Origin of the sequence: Rhizobium johnstonii 3841 (assembly GCF_000009265.1) — a bacterium.
In the GTDB taxonomy this organism is placed as follows: domain Bacteria; phylum Pseudomonadota; class Alphaproteobacteria; order Rhizobiales; family Rhizobiaceae; genus Rhizobium; species Rhizobium acaciae.
This window is the reverse complement of the sequence record NC_008380.1, coordinates 2,608,033-2,625,192: the sequence shown is the minus strand read 5'-3', so window position 1 is coordinate 2,625,192 and position 17,160 is coordinate 2,608,033. Positions and strand designations below refer to the sequence as shown.

At 61.1% G+C, this 17,160-nt stretch carries 18 protein-coding genes and 1 tRNA gene; 11 read left to right on the top strand and 8 right to left on the bottom strand.

From position 1 onward, the window contains the following. Positions 1 to 6 precede the first annotated feature (6 nt). The gene (locus RL_RS40150; RefSeq protein ID WP_165422415.1) at positions 7 to 144 is read right to left on the bottom strand and encodes a hypothetical protein; all 138 of its coding nucleotides are present in this window, start codon (positions 142 to 144) and stop codon (positions 7 to 9) included. An 89-nt stretch (positions 145 to 233) separates the two neighbouring features. On the opposite strand from RL_RS40150, the gene RL_RS12825 reads away from it, so the two are divergent. The 3 genes from RL_RS12825 to RL_RS12815 all read left to right on the top strand — a co-directional run bounded on the left by RL_RS12825 (position 234) and on the right by RL_RS12815 (position 2,720). Further along, positions 234 to 389 carry a hypothetical protein gene (locus RL_RS12825; RefSeq protein ID WP_018445292.1) on the top strand — a complete coding sequence of 52 codons (156 nt, stop codon included), beginning with the start codon at positions 234 to 236 and terminating at the stop codon, positions 387 to 389. Positions 390 to 881: 492 nt separating this feature from the next. After that, entirely contained in the window at positions 882 to 1,754 is an 873-nt protein-coding gene (locus tag RL_RS12820) for a transglutaminase family protein (RefSeq protein ID WP_011652050.1), read from the top strand. A 138-nt stretch (positions 1,755 to 1,892) separates the two neighbouring features. Then, the gene (locus tag RL_RS12815; RefSeq protein WP_011652049.1) at positions 1,893 to 2,720 is read left to right on the top strand and encodes a transglutaminase-like domain-containing protein; all 828 of its coding nucleotides are present in this window, start codon (positions 1,893 to 1,895) and stop codon (positions 2,718 to 2,720) included. Between the two features lie 66 nt (positions 2,721 to 2,786). Here RL_RS12815 and RL_RS12810 read toward each other — a convergent pair whose 3' ends face one another. Together RL_RS12810 and RL_RS12805 are read right to left on the bottom strand one after the other, a co-directional pair. Beyond that, the gene (locus RL_RS12810; RefSeq protein ID WP_020050017.1) at positions 2,787 to 3,008 is read right to left on the bottom strand and encodes an alkylphosphonate utilization protein; all 222 of its coding nucleotides are present in this window, start codon (positions 3,006 to 3,008) and stop codon (positions 2,787 to 2,789) included. Between the two features lie 99 nt (positions 3,009 to 3,107). Then, a complete protein-coding gene (locus tag RL_RS12805) occupies positions 3,108 to 4,004 on the bottom strand; it encodes a LysR family transcriptional regulator (RefSeq protein ID WP_011652047.1) in 897 nt (298 codons plus the stop codon). 143 nt (positions 4,005 to 4,147) lie between these two features. On the opposite strand from RL_RS12805, the gene RL_RS12800 reads away from it, so the two are divergent. Continuing rightward, complete coding sequence (locus RL_RS12800) at positions 4,148 to 5,572, top strand: MFS transporter (RefSeq protein ID WP_011652046.1); 1,425 nt, start codon at positions 4,148 to 4,150, stop codon at positions 5,570 to 5,572. Between the two features lie 344 nt (positions 5,573 to 5,916). Here the strand turns inward: RL_RS12800 and RL_RS12790 are convergent, their stop codons facing one another. Then, positions 5,917 to 6,642, bottom strand: a complete 726-nt coding sequence (locus RL_RS12790) for a 3-keto-5-aminohexanoate cleavage protein (RefSeq protein ID WP_011652045.1) — start codon at positions 6,640 to 6,642, stop codon at positions 5,917 to 5,919. Between the two features lie 512 nt (positions 6,643 to 7,154). On the opposite strand from RL_RS12790, the gene RL_RS37535 reads away from it, so the two are divergent. Then, complete coding sequence (locus RL_RS37535; RefSeq protein WP_011652044.1) at positions 7,155 to 7,469, top strand: hypothetical protein; 315 nt, start codon at positions 7,155 to 7,157, stop codon at positions 7,467 to 7,469. 147 nt (positions 7,470 to 7,616) lie between these two features. Here the strand turns inward: RL_RS37535 and RL_RS12785 are convergent. Next, positions 7,617 to 7,706 (bottom strand) — tRNA-Ser (locus RL_RS12785). Positions 7,707 to 7,902: 196 nt separating this feature from the next. Next, entirely contained in the window at positions 7,903 to 9,078 is a 1,176-nt protein-coding gene (locus tag RL_RS12780; RefSeq protein ID WP_011652043.1) for a GGDEF domain-containing protein, read from the bottom strand. Between the two features lie 214 nt (positions 9,079 to 9,292). On the opposite strand from RL_RS12780, the gene RL_RS12775 reads away from it, so the two are divergent. Continuing rightward, the gene (locus RL_RS12775) at positions 9,293 to 9,619 is read left to right on the top strand and encodes a GYD domain-containing protein (protein WP_011652042.1); all 327 of its coding nucleotides are present in this window, start codon (positions 9,293 to 9,295) and stop codon (positions 9,617 to 9,619) included. Between the two features lie 100 nt (positions 9,620 to 9,719). Here RL_RS12775 and RL_RS12770 read toward each other — a convergent pair whose 3' ends face one another. Then, positions 9,720 to 9,923: a hypothetical protein gene (locus RL_RS12770; RefSeq protein WP_028741325.1), complete on the bottom strand. Its 204-nt coding sequence runs from the start codon at positions 9,921 to 9,923 to the stop codon at positions 9,720 to 9,722. 404 nt (positions 9,924 to 10,327) lie between these two features. Here RL_RS12770 and RL_RS12765 point away from each other — a divergent pair, with 404 nt between their 5' ends. From RL_RS12765 to RL_RS12750, 4 genes are all read left to right on the top strand, one after another. Further along, entirely contained in the window at positions 10,328 to 11,434 is a 1,107-nt protein-coding gene (locus tag RL_RS12765; RefSeq protein WP_011652040.1) for a septal ring lytic transglycosylase RlpA family protein, read from the top strand. A gap of 71 nt (positions 11,435 to 11,505) precedes the next feature. Then, positions 11,506 to 12,699 (top strand): D-alanyl-D-alanine carboxypeptidase family protein, encoded by a 1,194-nt coding sequence (locus RL_RS12760; protein ID WP_011652039.1) that lies wholly within the window; start codon positions 11,506 to 11,508, stop codon positions 12,697 to 12,699. 130 nt (positions 12,700 to 12,829) lie between these two features. Then, complete coding sequence (gene tmk, locus RL_RS12755; RefSeq protein WP_011652038.1) at positions 12,830 to 13,510, top strand: dTMP kinase; 681 nt, start codon at positions 12,830 to 12,832, stop codon at positions 13,508 to 13,510. An 8-nt stretch (positions 13,511 to 13,518) separates the two neighbouring features. Continuing rightward, complete coding sequence (locus tag RL_RS12750) at positions 13,519 to 14,544, top strand: DNA polymerase III subunit delta' (protein WP_011652037.1); 1,026 nt, start codon at positions 13,519 to 13,521, stop codon at positions 14,542 to 14,544. A gap of 39 nt (positions 14,545 to 14,583) precedes the next feature. On the opposite strand, the gene RL_RS12745 is transcribed toward RL_RS12750, so the two are convergent. Beyond that, positions 14,584 to 15,372 (bottom strand): sulfite exporter TauE/SafE family protein, encoded by a 789-nt coding sequence (locus RL_RS12745; protein ID WP_011652036.1) that lies wholly within the window; start codon positions 15,370 to 15,372, stop codon positions 14,584 to 14,586. A gap of 234 nt (positions 15,373 to 15,606) precedes the next feature. On the opposite strand from RL_RS12745, the gene metG reads away from it, so the two are divergent. Then, a complete protein-coding gene (gene metG / locus RL_RS12740) occupies positions 15,607 to 17,157 on the top strand; it encodes a methionine--tRNA ligase (RefSeq protein ID WP_011652035.1) in 1,551 nt (516 codons plus the stop codon). The last annotated feature ends 3 nt before the right edge of the window (positions 17,158 to 17,160 follow it).

The window sequence follows — 17,160 nt, the reverse complement described above, 5'->3', positions numbered from 1 at the left end:
GGACAGTCACGTCCGGTGGACGATCAGCATAAAGACGAGGAAGGACGCTGTTGCGACCGTCGCGGCGAAGGCAATCTGATAGTCCATGTCGTTGACCCCAATTGGATGGCTCCCGTAAACGCGTGTGGCGTCACCGAGTTCCATGTCGCGAGTTCGCGCATCGCCTGCGGATTGATTTTGGCGAAGAATGCGTCATCTTCCCCTGATGATTTTTCAATTCGGGGAAACACTTGATGCCAAAAGCTGCAATCGCCATCGCCTGTATCTGCCTGCTGACACTTTCCGGCTGCGGCAATACCGCATACGGGCTGAAGAAGGATGGACAGGAAGCAAGCCACGCCATGGACAATGCGACACATCGGGTGCTTTCGGCCGGCGCCAAGAAGTGATGCAGGCGATGGAATAAAAAAGCCCGCCTGGGGTGAGGCGGGCTTAAGACTAACAGGGAGAATGGACGGATAGACTCCGCCTCAACTAATAAAGCATTTTCTTAAGCGCATGACTTTACGTCATTCGACGTAACGGCGACCGGTAACGACCGATGCGGCCATGATTCGCAATCGAATCGGAGATATCCGGATCGAATCAGAAGTTGCCCCAGTTCTGAGCGCGGGCACGAGCGCGAATAATCCGGTATTCGCGACCGCCATAGAGCGAGCCGATTGTCAGCAGAAGCGTCAGAACGTCCCAGATGATATGCATGTTATCCTCTTAGGTTGGACGGCCCTGCCGTCGATCGGTGAAGATACAATAGCAATCTTTCGAACGTGCTTATATGACAAGAAATCGGGATGAGCGGGAAGGCCGGCAGGGCGCTTCCGCAGAGGAGAGGCGGCGTTGCCGCCTTGGAGCAGCAAAGTGAACAGATTCGACGGCGGCTTATGACGATTTTCTCCGTCCGCCACATCACGTCCTATCGTTACGTCAGGGACGTCGATTTCGGCGAGCATCGTTTGATGTTCCGGCCGCGCGACAGTTTCGACCAGCGGTTGATCGAAGCGTCGTTGACGATCTATCCTGAGGAAAGTCATGTGCGCTGGATCCACGATGTTTTCGGCAATTGCGTGGCGCTCGTCGATTTTTCGAGGCCGGCATCCGAACTTCGTTTCGAAACCTGGATCACGCTCGATCATACGCCCCAGGTCGCCCTGGATCTCAAGGTGGACGACGCGGCCCTGACCTATCCATTCTCCTACGACAAGGACGAGATCGCCGATCTGACACCGGCGATGCAGCGCCATTATCCCGACCCGAACGATGAGGTCGGACGCTGGGCGCGCCAATTCGTGCGCCAGGGGCGTCCGACGGAGACCGGGCATCTGCTGATGACGCTCTGTTACGCCATCCGCGAAAGCTTCGTCTATGCGCGGCGCCAGGAACATGGAACGCAGACGCCGGTGCAGACCTTGCAGCTTCGCTCCGGCACCTGCCGGGATTTTGCGCTTCTGATGATGGAGGCGGCACGCATCCTCGGCCTCGCGGCGCGGTTCGTCACGGGCTACGTCTATGTTCCCGATCGGGACGGCTCCACCGTGCTCGGCGGCGGTTCCACGCACGCATGGTGCCAGATCTATCTTCCAGGCGCCGGCTGGACGGAGTTCGATCCGACCAACGGCATCGTCGGCAACCGCGATCTCATTCGTGTCGCGGTTGCCCGCGATCCGCGCCAGGCAGTCCCGTTGAGCGGTAGCTATGATGGGGATGGGAAGGATTTCGACAGCATGACGGTGCAGGTCAACGTCACCACGAGGTAATCTCGATTACCTCCGAAGTAATCTTGGATGACTCCAAGCCGGCCGCGCAGTGAGAGTCCCGCGGCCACGGAACCGGGTAGCGCGATCAACGTTCCATACTCACCTCCACCTGTGCGGAGACGCGATAAGGAAGCGACCATGAAGATACGCGCCGGGTTTCATCTGGGCTATGAATGCACGCAGCCGACGCCGATGCTGCTCGTCCTCAATATCCATCCCTCCCGTCGCGCCGATCTTCTCAGCGATCAGACCCTGACATTCGACCGGCCGATCGAGGCCTGGAGCTATACCGATGTGTTCGGCAATGCCTGCAGCCGGATCGTCGCCCCGCCGGGACTGACGACCATCTCAACGGAATTCGAGATCTACGACAGCGGCCAACCCGACATCGTTCCCGACGATGCCGTTCAGCACGCGATCAATGACCTGCCGGACGATGTGCTCGTCTTCCTGCTCGGCAGCCGTTACTGCGACACCGACAGGCTTGCGGATTTCGCCTGGGCCAGGTTCTCGTCGACGCCGCTCGGCTGGGCGCGCGTCCAGGCGATCTGCGATTTCGTCCATGATCACATCACCTTCGACTACCTGAAGGCCGACGTGCTGAGGACCGCGCATGGCGGCTTCACCGACAAGGCGGGCGTTTGCCGCGACTTTGCCCATCTCGCCATCGCGCTTTGCCGATGCATGAATATCCCGGCACGATATTGCACCGGCTATCTCGGCGATATCGGCGTTCCGATCGATCCCAATCCGATGGATTTCAGCGCCTGGTTCGAGGTCTTTCTCGGCGGCCACTGGCATACTGTCGACGCCCGCCACAACACGCCGCGCATCGGACGGATCCTGATGGGAACCGGCCGCGACGCCACCGACGTCGCCATGTCGACAGCCTTCGGTCCGGCAACGCTCTCCCGTTTCGAGGTGATCACCGAGGAAGTGCCGCAGGAGGCGGTGAAAGCCGATTGATCGGCGGGCGGCCTTACGATGCGTCAACAACCAGTATCGAGGGCAGCATCGCGGGCGAAGCAGATCCTATGCCTTCTTCAAAAACTCGGTTTTCAGCACGAGGCCTTTGACCTGCTTGGTGCTGCACTCGATCTCTCCAGGATTGTCCGTCAGGCGAATGCCCTTGACCAGCGTTCCACGCTTCAGCGTCTCCGAGGTTCCCTTGACCTTGAGGTCCTTGATGAGCGTCACGGAATCGCCGTCGTGAAGCTGGCTTCCGTTGCTGTCCTTTACAATGATGTCGGTCATAATGTCCCCGCTTGGTGATCCCGGACGGGAAATCATGGCGACGCAGGATAGTCAATACGAACGGATCAATCGGCCTGACCTCAGATCCGACGCGGCCCTTCAATCATCTCGCGCGCAGGCGTCCCGAACGCAGCCGCGCAGCCAGCGATGCGCGGGATCGGCATCCATCCTGGGGTGCCAGAGCAATGACACCGTGATCTCAGGCGTCGGGACGGGGAGGGGAAAACTGTGCATTCCCGCGCGCAAGGCTCCCGTGTGCCGTTCGGGTACGCTGGCGATCAGATCGGAATTCCGGGCGAGCACCAACGCCGTGGAAAAACCGCTGACGATGGTGGCGATCTGCCGTTCCAGCCCGAGCCTATTCAAGGCGTCATCGATCGGTCCCTTGTCGAGCCCGCGCCGCGAGACGTAGATGTGCTGGCCGGCGGCATAAAGGGAGGGCGTCATCTCGCGCTCGCAAAGCGGGTGCCCCAAGCGCACGACGCCGATGAAACGATCGCGGAACAAGGCCTGCGCCCGCACCTCCGGCCCGGTCGTCCCGCCGACGACGCCGGTTTCCAGATCCACGGTCCCGTCGCGAAGCGGGGCGCTGTCCTTGTCCGGCTTCTGCACGAAGCGCAGCCGCACACCGGGCGCTTGCCGGCCGAGGCGGGCGATGAGATCAGGTCCGAAGCTCTCGGCAAAGCCTTCGCTGGTGCGCAGCGTGAACGTCCGGACCAAGCGTTGAAGGTCGAGCGCCTCGGCAGGACGCAGGATCGCCTGCGCATCCTCCACAATCCGGCCGACCCGCTCGCGCAGTTCGAGCGCGCGCGGCGTGGGGACGAGGCCGCGGCCGGCGCGCACCAGCAACGGATCGCCCGTCGTTTCGCGCAATCGCGCTAAGGCCCGGCTCATCGCCGACGGGCTGAGCCGCAGCCTTTGCGCCGCACGCGCAACGCTGCCTTCGGCAAGTAGCACATCGAGGGTGACAAGGAGGTTGAGATCGGGTGTCGACATGCATCAAGTATAACACGCTTTTATCGTGATGTGGCGTCAGACGCATGAATGAAGTGCAAATCATGCGCCTTCCGCCATATCATGCAGAGGACTAGGTTTTCACAGTTCCATTCGGGGAACTAAGAGAAAACGGAGTTCACGGGGTGAAATCGATCATTGCAGAGCGAAGCGAGGCCATCGCCGAACGGGCACCCTCCGTACGATGGGCGCTTGCCAGTCTTTCCGTCTCGATGCTGCTGCCGTCACTCGGCACCAGCATCGCCAATGTCGGCCTGCCGAGCCTGGCGCACGCGTTCGATGCCGCCTTCCAGGATGTGCAGTGGATCGTTCTCGCTTACCTCCTTGCCATCACCACCCTGATCGTCAGCGTCGGACGGCTCGGCGACATCACCGGCCGACGCCGGCTGCTGCTCATCGGCATCCTGCTCTTCACGCTGGCCTCGATCCTCTGCGGCATCGTGCCGACGTTATGGCTGATGGTTGCCGCGCGCGCTGTGCAGGGCCTGGGTGCGGCCATCATGATGGCGCTCACCATGGCCTTTGTCGGCGAAACGGTGCCGAAGGAAAGAACCGGGAGCGCCATGGGGCTGCTCGGAACGATGTCGGCGATCGGTACCGCTCTTGGGCCTTCGCTCGGCGGCCTGCTGATCGCCGGGCTCGGCTGGCCGGCAATCTTTCTCGTCAACGTGCCGCTTGGCGTTCTGACCTTCGTTCTCGCCTATCGCCATCTGCCCGCCGATATCAGCAAGGGAAAGACGGATCGGAGGGGCTTCGACATGGCGGGCACACTGCTGCTTGCGTTGACGCTGTCGGCCTACGCGCTGGCGATGACGATCGGGCACGGCCGCTTCGGCCCGCTGAACATCGCCCTGTTGCTGGCCGCCGTCTTCGGCACCGGTTTGTTCGTCTTCGCCGAGGCGAGAGCGGCATCGCCGCTGATCCAGTTGACGGTGTTCCGCAATCGCGTGCTCAGTGCCAGCCTGGCGATGAACGCGCTGGTTTCGACTGTGATGATGGCGACGTTGGTAGTCGCGCCGTTCTATCTCTCCCATGCGCTCGGGCTCAATCAAGCTCTCGTCGGCATCGTCATGTCGATCGGCCCCGTCGTCTCCATCTTGAGCGGTGTTCCGGCCGGCCGCCTGGTCGACCGTCTGGACGCGCCATTCGTGGTTGTCGCAGGGCTCGTCGCCATGACGGCAGGCTGCATCGCCATGGCCGTGCTTCCCGGGATATCAGGCTACATCGCCGCCATTGCCATGCTGACACCCGGCTATCAGCTGTTCCAGGCGGCCAACAACACCGCCGTCATGGCGGATGTCCGATCCGAGCAGCGGGGCGTCATCTCGGGCATGCTCAACCTGTCGCGCAATCTCGGGCTGATTACCGGCGCATCCGTGATGGGCGCCGTCTTCGCGTTCTCTTCGGGAACCGCCGATGTCGCTACGGCGCATCCCGAAGCCGTTGCCTCAGGCATGCGGATCACCTTCGCCGTCGCGGGGACATTGATTATCGTCGCGCTCGCCATCGCGGCGGGGAGTTACCGCCGCCGAGCGCTCGGGAAGAGTTGAGTCAGGCACTGATCGGCGCGAGCGAACCCCAGACCAAGGTCCGATCCATCCCGGACTTCGTGCCCATAGCAACTTGCCATCGATGCAATAGGTTGCTTCGGCATGCGTGGAGGTGCTCGGAGTTTTGCTGTGACTAAAATGATCGTTGCGGGGATGATACTGGCGCCGCTCATCTTCTGGGGTTCTATCGGCGTCCTGATATACGCGTACTTCTCGTGAGGGCTGTCAGGCGAAACATCGACATCGCCGAGCCCGTATTTCGAAACATTCTGCGCCTTGACGATACCGGCCTCGATGGCGCCGAAGAGGTTCCGGGCTGCCGCCTGACCGCCCACATATCAGGATCAGTTCGAGTGGCCACGGAAGATCGCAACGGCCGCAGTGACGAGCGCGGCATTGTCGTTGGCAATCGTCCCATCCGGGAGGTGCTTGCCATCTTCCAGGCCGATACGGGTGGAGTAGCGCCGCTCGCGCGCCAACCTGACGAAGGGCCAGACGGTGTCGTCGAAACCGTGCAGAAGAATGGGCCGATTGACTCGGCTATCCCTGAGCACCTTGATAATGCCGTCCGCGATATCGCATGCGTGTTGCGGATCCTGTTCGTCATCGAGCTCGATGAGCACGCGAAAGACCCGCTCATGATCATCGAGGCCGATGTAGCGCTCCGCATCGGCGACCGATGCCAGCCCGACTTCAATGCCGACACCCTTCTGCCGCAGCAGCTGCATGACGCCGGGGCCATCGTCTTCGGAGAGGTTCACCGAGGCATAATCCGGCAGGACATCCCATTGGCGGATGGCTTCCCGCGTTTTCTCCCGATCACCTTCGATCCAGGCGCCCGTGGACACGCCGATCAGCGTTCCCGGGCAGATACGGCGGATCGCGCCGACAGTCTCGTCGACGGCGGCAAGGCTCTCCTTGCCATCGGCTCCGCGCGGATGAACGTGGAGCTCCGCAGCGCCGGCAGCAACCGAAGCCGTGGCATCACGCACCATGGCATCGATCGTCAGGGGAAGGAGGGGATGGAAATCGCTCGGACGTGCGCCGTTGATGCAAGCTTGAACGATCATAAAAGGAGCCTCGCGCTTGTTGGGCCGCCTAAGACGCCGGGTATACCAAATTGGAAACCTGAAGACCTAGGAGCGCTGCCGACAAAGTCATTTCCCTTGCCGTTGCAGCCCCAATAATAACATCTCAGTCGAGATAGGCGACTGCTGCTCTCGTACAGAATCAAGCTGCGCGCACGCCGACCACAGGACGGCCACGTGATCTCGTGGCAGCGACGTGACGTCAATCTGCCGCCCGACCCCATTCTTAAGTTAATGGCGGTCGCGTCCTGTTGCTGCCTGTATATCATCTCATCGTCGACGCAAAGGAGGAGGGTGAAACTCATCTATTGCCCTCAGGGAAGGCCAACCTTCCTGAGGTGCCGCATCGGCGGCGGGACCAACACCATAGGCCGGCGATCACCACCCGCGACCACACCAGCGGCGTGCCGGCCGGTGTTTTCTGGGATGCTCGCTGCCGTTCATCGGAGGTTAATGCTTATTAACCCAGAATCGCAGCCTGAAAGGATGCGCCGATGAAGATGCTTTATTCCTCACTTGCAGCCATGATCTTGTCTGCATCTTTCGCCCTGCCGCTGAACGCCGCGCCGATCGTCGTGCCGAACGCAGTACATATGCACACACCCGACGTCGAGCAGGTCAAACACCGTCGCCACGGTAATGGACATGCGTATGGCCACCGGAAGAAACACCGGTACGCTTACCGCGACTGTCGGTATTACGGCTCGTGCTATCGTCCGCGGTATTACGGCAGTCGCGACTATTACGGCTATCGCGACCGTTACCCCGATCGTCGTCGGTCAGGTGTGACCGTGTATTTCGATTTTTAGCCGGCAGCGCCACTGAAACCAACCTTGGTGCTCAACAAATGCGCCGCCAGCCCACCAGCTGGCGGTTTTCATACTAAAAGCGGGGTTATGACAAGCGTGCAATTCTCGCGCGGAAAGCGGAAATTTTGCAACAAAATCAATAGAACATGGCGGAAGAGGTGGGATTCGAACCCACGGTACGGTTTCCCGTACGCCGGTTTTCAAGACCGGTTCCTTAAACCACTCGGACACTCTTCCATCTGATTGAAAAGGTTGAGACATCAACATGCTGTCGATGTCTACGAACCGGCCATTGCTACCGATTTGCGACCCAATCACTCAATGGCTGGCTTTTTAGCAGCTTTGATAGCAGCGTCAACGTGCTCTGCAGCATTTGCCAGCATCTTCGCCATGACGTGCGACTAGCTCGAGAGAGCCGAGCTTCCGCTGTTCTTCAGCCTGCGCGAGCCGGTAGAGGTTCCGGCGCAAGGACGCTGGAGGTCAGCCCGACGCTACTGAACAACTCAACCCTGTTGCGACCCTTGTTTTTGGCAATGTAGAGCGCCTGATCTGCACGCTTCTGGACGTCTTGTTCGGTCAGCCCCGCTTCCCAAAGTGCCACACCTGCACTGACAGAAGGTGTGACCTGATTTCCTTCGAAGACAAGGCTCACGGCGTTGACAGCCTCGCGTATGCGCTCAGCGAGCGCAAAAGCAGAAGATTGCGTTTGGCCGCGAAGAAAGAGGCTGAATTCCTCGCCGCCCAGCCGGCCGAACACGCAGGAAGAGGGGGCACTCCGAGCAATTGTCCGGGCAACATTTGTGAGAACGACATCACCTTTGTCGTGTCCGTACATATCGTTAACACGCTTGAAAAGGTCGATATCGATGAGGACGAAGGCGTCCCCGGGGGCGAGGCATTTCGGAAGGGAATTGAAGAAATGCTGCCGGTTGGGAATGCCAGTCAACATATCGGTATTTGCAAGTCTGATAAGCTTCTCTTCGGTTCTTTCCTGCACGAGGACGAGCACGAACAGAGCCACTGCGAAATGACAGATAATCAGCAGAAAGAAAGCGTAGCGCGGGGGAAGAGGCGCATCGTCTGGAAAGATGAAACCAACGACGACCAATGCAGAGAGAGACGTCGCCACCCATATTGAAGCGGAGAGGCCAAGCCGCGCGGTAAGACGCTCGTTGAAGAAGTCGCGGGCGATCACGAAACCCGACAAGGCAAGCAGAATGGCGGCGCTGCCATTGAACACGGATGCTCTCAATTCATTGTTCAAATACCATGGCGTGATCGCCGCACTCAGCATCAGGATGACGGGCAGGAGCAACGGCCACCAATCTCGTAGAGAATTCTGACGCCGGCTGAGGCCGAAAAGCCCAACTGTCATCAGCCCGTAACCATTGGCGCCCAGTGCAAAACTCCAGAACGTCCTGGCATTATCGGACATGTGAAGGCTCTCGTCCCACCCTGCCAGCGTTGAGGCGATCGCGAGCAAAGCAAAACCCACGGCAAGTACGCCGAGCCCCGGCGTCGTTCCGGAACGCCATCTCACATAGAAGAAGCAGATCGCTCCGACGATGAAGGAAGACTTGTGTAGAAGAAGGACTGTCGCAAGATCCATTGCCGGAACCCGATGTGAGATGAGAAGCGGGGTCCGAATAACGGCTAAAATCTACTTTTCGATGAACGCTGCGCCATCTTCCGACGGCGGGACTCGCTGCTCTTCTGGAGACTGCCGACCGAGACCGCTGGGAGCCCGTTCCATATATTGGAAATGACTCGCGTTCTCCCCGACTTGAGCGTTAACTGTGTTGTTCTGGCGGAGGAAACAAACCATGGCCATGTATCTCACGCGTTTCAGCTACACGCCCGAGACCTGGGCGCGAATGATCGAAAACCCCGAGGATCGCCGAGAGGCGGCACGTAGCTACATTGAATCCGTGGGCGGAAAGCTGCATGGCTTCTGGTACGCCTTCGGCGAGCATGATGGTTGGAATCTGTGGGAGGCGCCTGATAACGTATCGATGGCGGCCGTCGCACTGGCGATCGGCGCAGGAGGCGCGCTCAGCTCCATGGAGACCACTGTCCTCCTCAGCGTCGAGGATACGATCGAAGCTTTGGAAAAGGCGAAGTCGATTCGCTATCGCCCGCCGGCAGCATAGGCGGCGGCCCACGGCTTCCCATCCAAGTCGAAGATGAGCGATTCGCGCGTATCGTTCCGGGCGCAAGCTTTCTGTGAATTGCGCCGGAGACATGAGAGATTTAGTGTCCGTCAGATCCAAGGCCCTTGGGACCGTTGAGCTGGTTCATATCCTCGCAAAGAGATCGGACCGCCTCCATCGTCGCTGCTAGCGCTGACATCAGGATTGCGATGTCGTTGTCGTTATCCAGTTGGGAAAGCGCGCGCGATCTGGCGTGCAACTGTTGGCTGATCGTGTCGAGCTGCATAATGGTTTCATCGTTCATGGTGATCCTCCAAAGGTCTAAACCTTCAAAGCCCGTGGCGGACAATTCGTTCCCATACAGAAGGAAGCGCCGCCCCGTTGCGGCGCATCAAATACGCGCGGGCCGCGTTTCAATATGGAGCTTTGGGGGCGTCCGGAAGCGCCCGGATGTTCACCATATGCCCCGGATTGGCACGTTGATTTCTGGCCTTATTGCGGCGGCGGAAAGGCAGGGCGGCAGGGCTTTCGTTAGTGATTTATAAACCATAATCATTAGAATTGTCGCTATCGCCGCGAAATTGTTCGTAAAATTGCCACGAACTTAGCAAGATTAAAGCCTCGTTAGGCGGGCGGGAATAAGGCGCTATTGCCCCAGGATGGGGCAGGGTTCCTTAACCATAGCGATCTTTGAGCGGCGTGGGGCATATGAAACTGGATTACGGGGCGGCGTCTTTCGCAACGGCAGCACGGTGGCTGGCGATCTCGGCGATGTGTGCGACGGTTGCGGCTTGCGGCACGACGCAGGCGGTGCCGAAGAAAAAAGCCCACGGCAAAGAATATTTCTCCGAATCCGAATATGGCGTGAAGGCGAGCCCGCGGGTCGCCACCGGCAACAACATCCCCAAGGGCGGCGGCCGCTACATCGTCGGCAACCCCTACGAGGTGAAGGGCAAGTGGTATTATCCGAAGGAAGATTTTGCTTATAACAAGGTCGGCGTCGCCTCCTGGTATGGCTCGGCCTTTCATGGACGCCTGACGGCGAACGGCGAAGTCTACGACCAGATGCATCTTTCCGCCGCACATCCGACCTTCCCGCTGCCGAGCTATGCGCGCGTCACCAATCTCGAAAGTGGTTCTTCCGTCATCGTGCGCGTCAACGATCGCGGCCCCTATCACGAAGGCCGCATCATCGACCTTTCCAACAAGACGGCCGACATGCTTGACCTGCAGCACAGCGGCACCGGCAAGGTACGCGTGCAATATGTCGGCCGCGCCCGCATGGACGGCCACGACATGCCCTATCTGATGGCTTCCTACGCGCCGAAGGGCAGCCGCATTCCCGGCGTCAATCCGGAAGGCCAGATCGCAACCGGCGTGATGGTCGCCTCCAACAGCCGCAAGATCACCCGCGACCAGCTGCAGAGTTCGGAAAACTACGAGACGCCGGCCAACGTACCGGTGCCGAGGTCGGCGACTTCTTATGCCGGCTCGACGCCGAGCGCCCGCAACATTGCGGCAGCCGCCGCAGCACCCGCTCTGGCACCGGCTGCCCATGTTCTGGTGGCGCCATCGGCACCGTCCTTCAACAATGGCGCGCAGGCGATTGACCAGATGGTCGTGCTGCCGGAGATCGGTCCGATGCCCTATGAGCGGCCCCAGAATTCGCTGGCGCTCGGCTATCAGAACGAAGAGGTGAAAACGGTGACCGTCGATCTCGCCTTCGACGCGGTGATGGTGCGCAATGACGGGCTGACCCAAGAGTCCATCCTTGCCTCCGCCAAGCGCCAGCAGGCAAAGTTCGCCGCCCGCTGAGCATGGCATTGCATCGGATTCCCCCTCGCTCTAACCTTCCGATATACGCCGCTCCATAAGTGGAAATTGCGATGCTGAAGCCCGCGCTTCGCCTGCTTGCATGCCTGATGCCGTTCGCCACCGGAGCCTTTGCAGCCGATGGCGGTGCCGCCGGTTTCGCCACCAAGGTGGCGCAGGCCTATATGATCGAGGCTACCACCGGCACGGTGCTTCTCGCCAAGAACGAGGATCAAGGCTTTTCGCCGGCCTCGCTCGCCAAGCTGATGACGATGGACCTCGTTTTCGAGGCGCTGACCAAGGGCCAGATCACGCTCGACACCGAATATCCCGTTTCCGAATATGCTTGGCGGACGGGCGGCGCGCCGTCGCGGGCGGCAACGATGTTTGCCAGCCTGAAATCGCGCGTGCGCGTCGAGGACCTGATCAAGGGTGTCGCCATCCAGGGCGCCAATGACAGCTGCATCATCCTCGCCGAGGGCATGGCCGGAAGCGAGCAGCAATTTGCCGTGTCAATGACGCGGCGAGCCCGCGAACTCGGCATGGAGAAGGCGGAGTTCGGCAATTCCACCGGCCTTCCCGATGGCAAGAGCAAGGTGACGGCACGCGAGATGGTGACGCTCGCCGCCGCCCTTCAGCAGACCTATCCGAACCTTTATCCCTATTTCGCGCAGCCGGATTTCGAGTGGAACAAGATCTTCCAGCGCAACCGCAACCCGTTACTCGGGCTCGATATCGGCGCCGACGGGCTGGCGACTGGCTTTACCGAGGGCGAGGGCTATTCGATCGTCGCTTCGGTTGAGCGCGACGGCAGGCGGCTGTTTGTGGCGCTTGCAGGCATCGCCTCCGACAAGGAGCGGACCGAGGAAGCCAAGCGCGTACTCGAATGGGGGCTGACGGCCTTCGAGAACCGGCAGATCTTCGGCGAGAAGGAAGTAATTGGTGCTGCCAGCGTCTACGGCGGCACGGCCCGCACCGTCGATCTCGTCGCCAAGGCGCCGGTCAGCGTCTATATTCCGATCAGCAATCCTGACCGATTGTCGGCGCGCATCATCTATCGCTGGCCGCTGGCAGCGCCGGTCAAGCCGGATACCCAGGCAGGCACGCTGAGGATTTTCGCCGGCAGCCGGCTGCTCAGGGAAGTGCCGCTTTATACGGTGCAGGCGGTCGGCGAGGGCTCGCTCAGCAGCCGGGCGGTCGACGCCATGCTGGAACTCGGCGAATCGCTGTTCTTCTCCTGGCTCTGGGACAAGCCCGCGCCCGTCTGACGAGCTGTTTCCATGCAATTTGCCGGGAAAGGTGAATATGTCGCCGCGGCGAAAGGTTTTCCTCCCTGATATCTTCGGATAGATAGAAGGAGCGGGGCGCGTGCGGCGCCTGGAATGCGGGAAATTGTCATTGTCATCCGGTACGGGATTGTTCGTTACGTTTGAAGGCGGGGAAGGCGCTGGGAAATCCACGCAGATCCGCCGCCTCGCCGAGGCGCTGAAGGGCGAAGGTCACGACGTGCTGATGACGCGCGAACCAGGCGGATCGCCGGGCGCGGAGGCCGTGCGCCACGTGCTGCTGTCGGGGGCTGCCGAAGCCTTCGGCACGCGGATGGAGGCAATCCTCTTTGCAGCGGCCCGAAACGACCATGTCGAAGAGGTGATCCGGCCGGCCCTGGCCGCAGGCAAGGTCGTGCTCTGCGACCGCTTCATGGATTCCTCCCGCGTCTATCAGGGTATCACCGGCAATCTCGAGCCCGATTTCATCGAGACGCTGCAGCGCATCGCCATCAACGGCGTCATGCCGGATTGTACCGTGATTCTCGACATCCCCGCCAAGGTCGGGCTGGAACGGGCGCAGAAGCGCGCCGCGGCCGATGCTCCCGATCGATTCGAGAAGGAGCGGCTGGAAACGCATGAGAAACGGCGCGAGGCCTTTCTCGATATCGCTGCCCGCGAGCCGGAGCGCTGCCACGTGGTCAACGCCATGCAGACGGAGGAGGCGATCGCCGCCGAGATCCTGGCGATCGTCAAACAGCTGCTGTCGCCCGCAGGCCGCGCGCGAATGCCGGAAGCCGCCCACCATGAGTGAAGCCCATCATGAGTGAGGAAAGGCCCGGACTGCTCGACGGCGCCATCTGGCCGGGGGAAAATACCAGGCTGTTCGGGCATGCGGAGGCGGAAGCCTTCCTTGCGCAGTCCTACCGGTCCGGCAAGGGCCACCACGCCGTCCTGATCGAGGGGCCGGAAGGCATCGGCAAGGCGACGCTCGCCTTCCGCTTTGCCAATCACGTGCTCTCGCATCCCGATCCCGAGACAGCGCCGGAGACAATCGGCGACCCTGATCTAGCCTCTTCCGTCAGCCGGCAGATCGCGTCGGGCGCCTCGCATAATCTGCTGCATCTTGCCCGGCCGGTGGACGAAAAGACCGGCAAGGTGAAATCGGCAATCACCGTCGACGAGGTGCGCCGCGCCGGCAAGTTCTTCTCGCAGACATCCGGCACCGGCAACTGGCGGATCGTCATCATCGATCCGGCCGACGACATGAACCGAAATGCGGCCAACGCCATCCTGAAGATCCTGGAAGAGCCGCCGAAGCGGGCGCTGTTCCTGGTGCTGTCGCATGCACCGGGACGGCTGCTGCCGACGATCCGCTCGCGTTGCCTGCCGCTGAAACTGGCGCCGCTTGCCGACGATGAACTCGTCGCAGCCCTTGCCCATCTCGGCATATCAGGCGAGGGCGGGGCGGTGCTTTCGGCCGCCAAGGGCAGCGTCGGTGAGGCGCTGAAGCTCCTGAACTACGGCGGCGGCGAGATCATCGCCGCTTATGACGAGATGCTAGCCGCCGAGGGGCCGACAGCCCGCAAGGCGATGCATCGGCTGGCCGACGCGCTTTCGGGTCGGGAAAGCGACACGATCTTCGATTTCTTCGTCAGCCATGTCGGCGACGACATCATGAACCGCGCGCGCGCGGCGGCCGGCGAGGGGCAGATCGCCGCGGCGGAGCGGCTGGCGCGGCTCTATTCCGAGATCACCGAGCGGCTCACCATTTCCGATGGCTACAACCTCGACCGCAAGCAGACGATCATCAGCATTCTCGCCGATATCAAGCAGCCGGGCCTTTAAAGCGCGTCACCGCTGACGTTTTTCGGCATCGCGCTTTGATCAGCCGGTCAGCAGCTTCAATGCGACGACTGCAAGCGTGGCGGCAAGGACGATGCGGATGGTGCGTTCGTGCAGTTTCGGCGCCAGAAGGCTGCCGATGATGATGCCGGGGATAGAGCCGATCAACAGGGCAAACAGCATCGGCCAGTCGATCTCGCCGATCAGCCAATAGCCCGTGCCGCCGATCAAGGTGAGCGGTACCGCATGGACGATATCGGAACCGACGATTTCGCGCACATCGAGCCTGGGATAGAGGACCAGCAGGATCGTCACACCCAGCGCGCCGGCGCCGACCGAGGTCAAGGTGACGAGGACGCCGAGAACGAAGCCGAGAATGACGGTGAGGGCGAGGATGGTCGTCGGCTTTGGCGGCGTGCGATCGCCGATGGCGCGGCGCGCCAGTTCGAGGATCGGGCCTCGGAAGACCAGCATGATCGCGGTCATGACGAGAAGCCAGCCAAGCGCCGTTGTGATGGTATTGGTCACGCCGATGCTTTTGCGATCGACGCCGGCCAGCAGCCATAGCATCAGCAGGGCGGCCGGCAGGCTGCCGGCTGCAAGGCTGCCGACGATCTTCCAGTTAACCCGCCCATGCATGCCGTGAACGGCCGTACCTGCCGTCTTGGTGATCGCCGCATAGAGAAGATCGGTGCCGACGGCGGTGGCGGGATGGACGCCGAAGAGCAGCACAAGCAGGGGCGTCATCAGCGAACCGCCGCCAACGCCGGTGATGCCGACGAGCGCGCCGACACACAGGCCGGAAAGCGAATAGAGCGGCTCGAATGTCAAACAAGCGCCCCTGACGGCGCGCAGCGACGACCATTCCGATAGATGAAAACTGGCACTTCGCTCTGTCCCGCCCTCTTTTCCATGACGGGTAGATTGCGGCGGAAGCTGAGTCAAGTTCACGCCCCCATCGTCTCGGAAATCATTGGCGGCGGTAAAACTTGATGTTTCGCTTGACGGTGACATGCGCTAAGAGCGGCTGACCATTTTTATAGAGTTAGCCGGACATTGGCCGCCATGACAGACAAGACACCCTTCTACATTACCACCGCGATTTCCTACCCTAACGGCAAGCCGCATATCGGACATGCCTATGAGCTGATCGCGACGGATGCGATGGCGCGCTACCAGCGCCTCGACGGCAAGGATGTGTTCTTCCTGACGGGCACCGACGAACACGGCCAGAAGATGCAGCAGACGGCGCGCGCCGAGGGAATCACCGCGCAGGCGCTCGCCGACCGCAATTCCGGCGAATTCCAGGCGATGGCGACGCTGCTCAACGCCTCGAACGATGATTTCATCCGCACCACGCAGGAGCGTCATCACGAGACGTCGCGCAACATCTGGAAGCTGATGGCCGACAGTGGCGACATCTACAAGGACAGCTATGCCGGCTGGTATTCGGTGCGCGACGAGGCCTACTACCAGGAAAACGAGACGGAGCTGCGCGCCGACGGCGTGCGCTACGGGCCGCAGGGCACGCCTGTCGAGTGGGTGGAAGAGGCAAGCTATTTCTTCAAGCTCTCCGAATACCAGGAGAAGCTGCTTGCGCATTATGAGGCGAACCCTGATTTCATCGGCCCGGCCGAGCGCCGCAACGAGGTGATCTCCTTCGTCAAGTCGGGCCTCAAGGACCTCTCGGTCTCGCGCACGACCTTCGACTGGGGCATCAAGGTGCCGAACGATCCGGCCCACGTGATGTATGTCTGGGTCGACGCGCTGACCAACTACATCACCGCGACAGGCTATATCGAGGACAAGAACGGCCCGCGGGCGAAATACTGGCCGGCCGATGTGCACATCATTGGCAAGGACATCATCCGCTTTCACGCCGTCTACTGGCCGGCCTTCCTGATGTCGGCGAAGCTGCCGCTGCCGAAGCGGGTCTTTGCCCACGGCTTCCTGCTCAACAAGGGCGAGAAGATGTCGAAGTCGCTCGGCAACGTCGTCGATCCGGTCAATCTGGTGAACCACTTCGGCCTCGACCAGGTGCGCTACTTCTTCCTGCGCGAAGTCTCCTTCGGCCAGGACGGCAGCTATAGCGAAGAGGCGATCCGCACCCGCATCAACTCAGACCTTGCCAACGGCATCGGCAATCTCGCCAGCCGCTCGCTGTCGATGATCGTCAAGAATTGCGACGGCAAGATCCCGGAATGCGGGGCGCTCAACGACGAGGACAGGGCCATGCTGGCTGAGGTCGATGCGCTGCATGCCTCGACCCGCGAGGATATGGGCAAGCAGCAGATCCACCGGGCGCTCGCGTCGATCATTTCGGTCGTCTCCGAGACCGACCGTTATTTCGCCGGCCAGGCGCCGTGGGCGCTGAAGAAGACCGATCCGGAGCGTATGGGCACGGTGCTTTATGTGACTGCCGAAGTGGTGCGCCAGATCGCCATCCTGCTGCAGCCCTTCATGCCGGAATCATCGGCCAAGCTGCTCGATCTGGTCGCCGCAGCTGCAGACAAACGCGATTTTGCTGCCCTCGGCGAAGCCGGCCGTCTGGTTGCGGGAACGGCGCTCGAAGCGCCGACGCCGGTCTTTCCGCGCTACGTGGCTCCGGAGGCTTGAGGC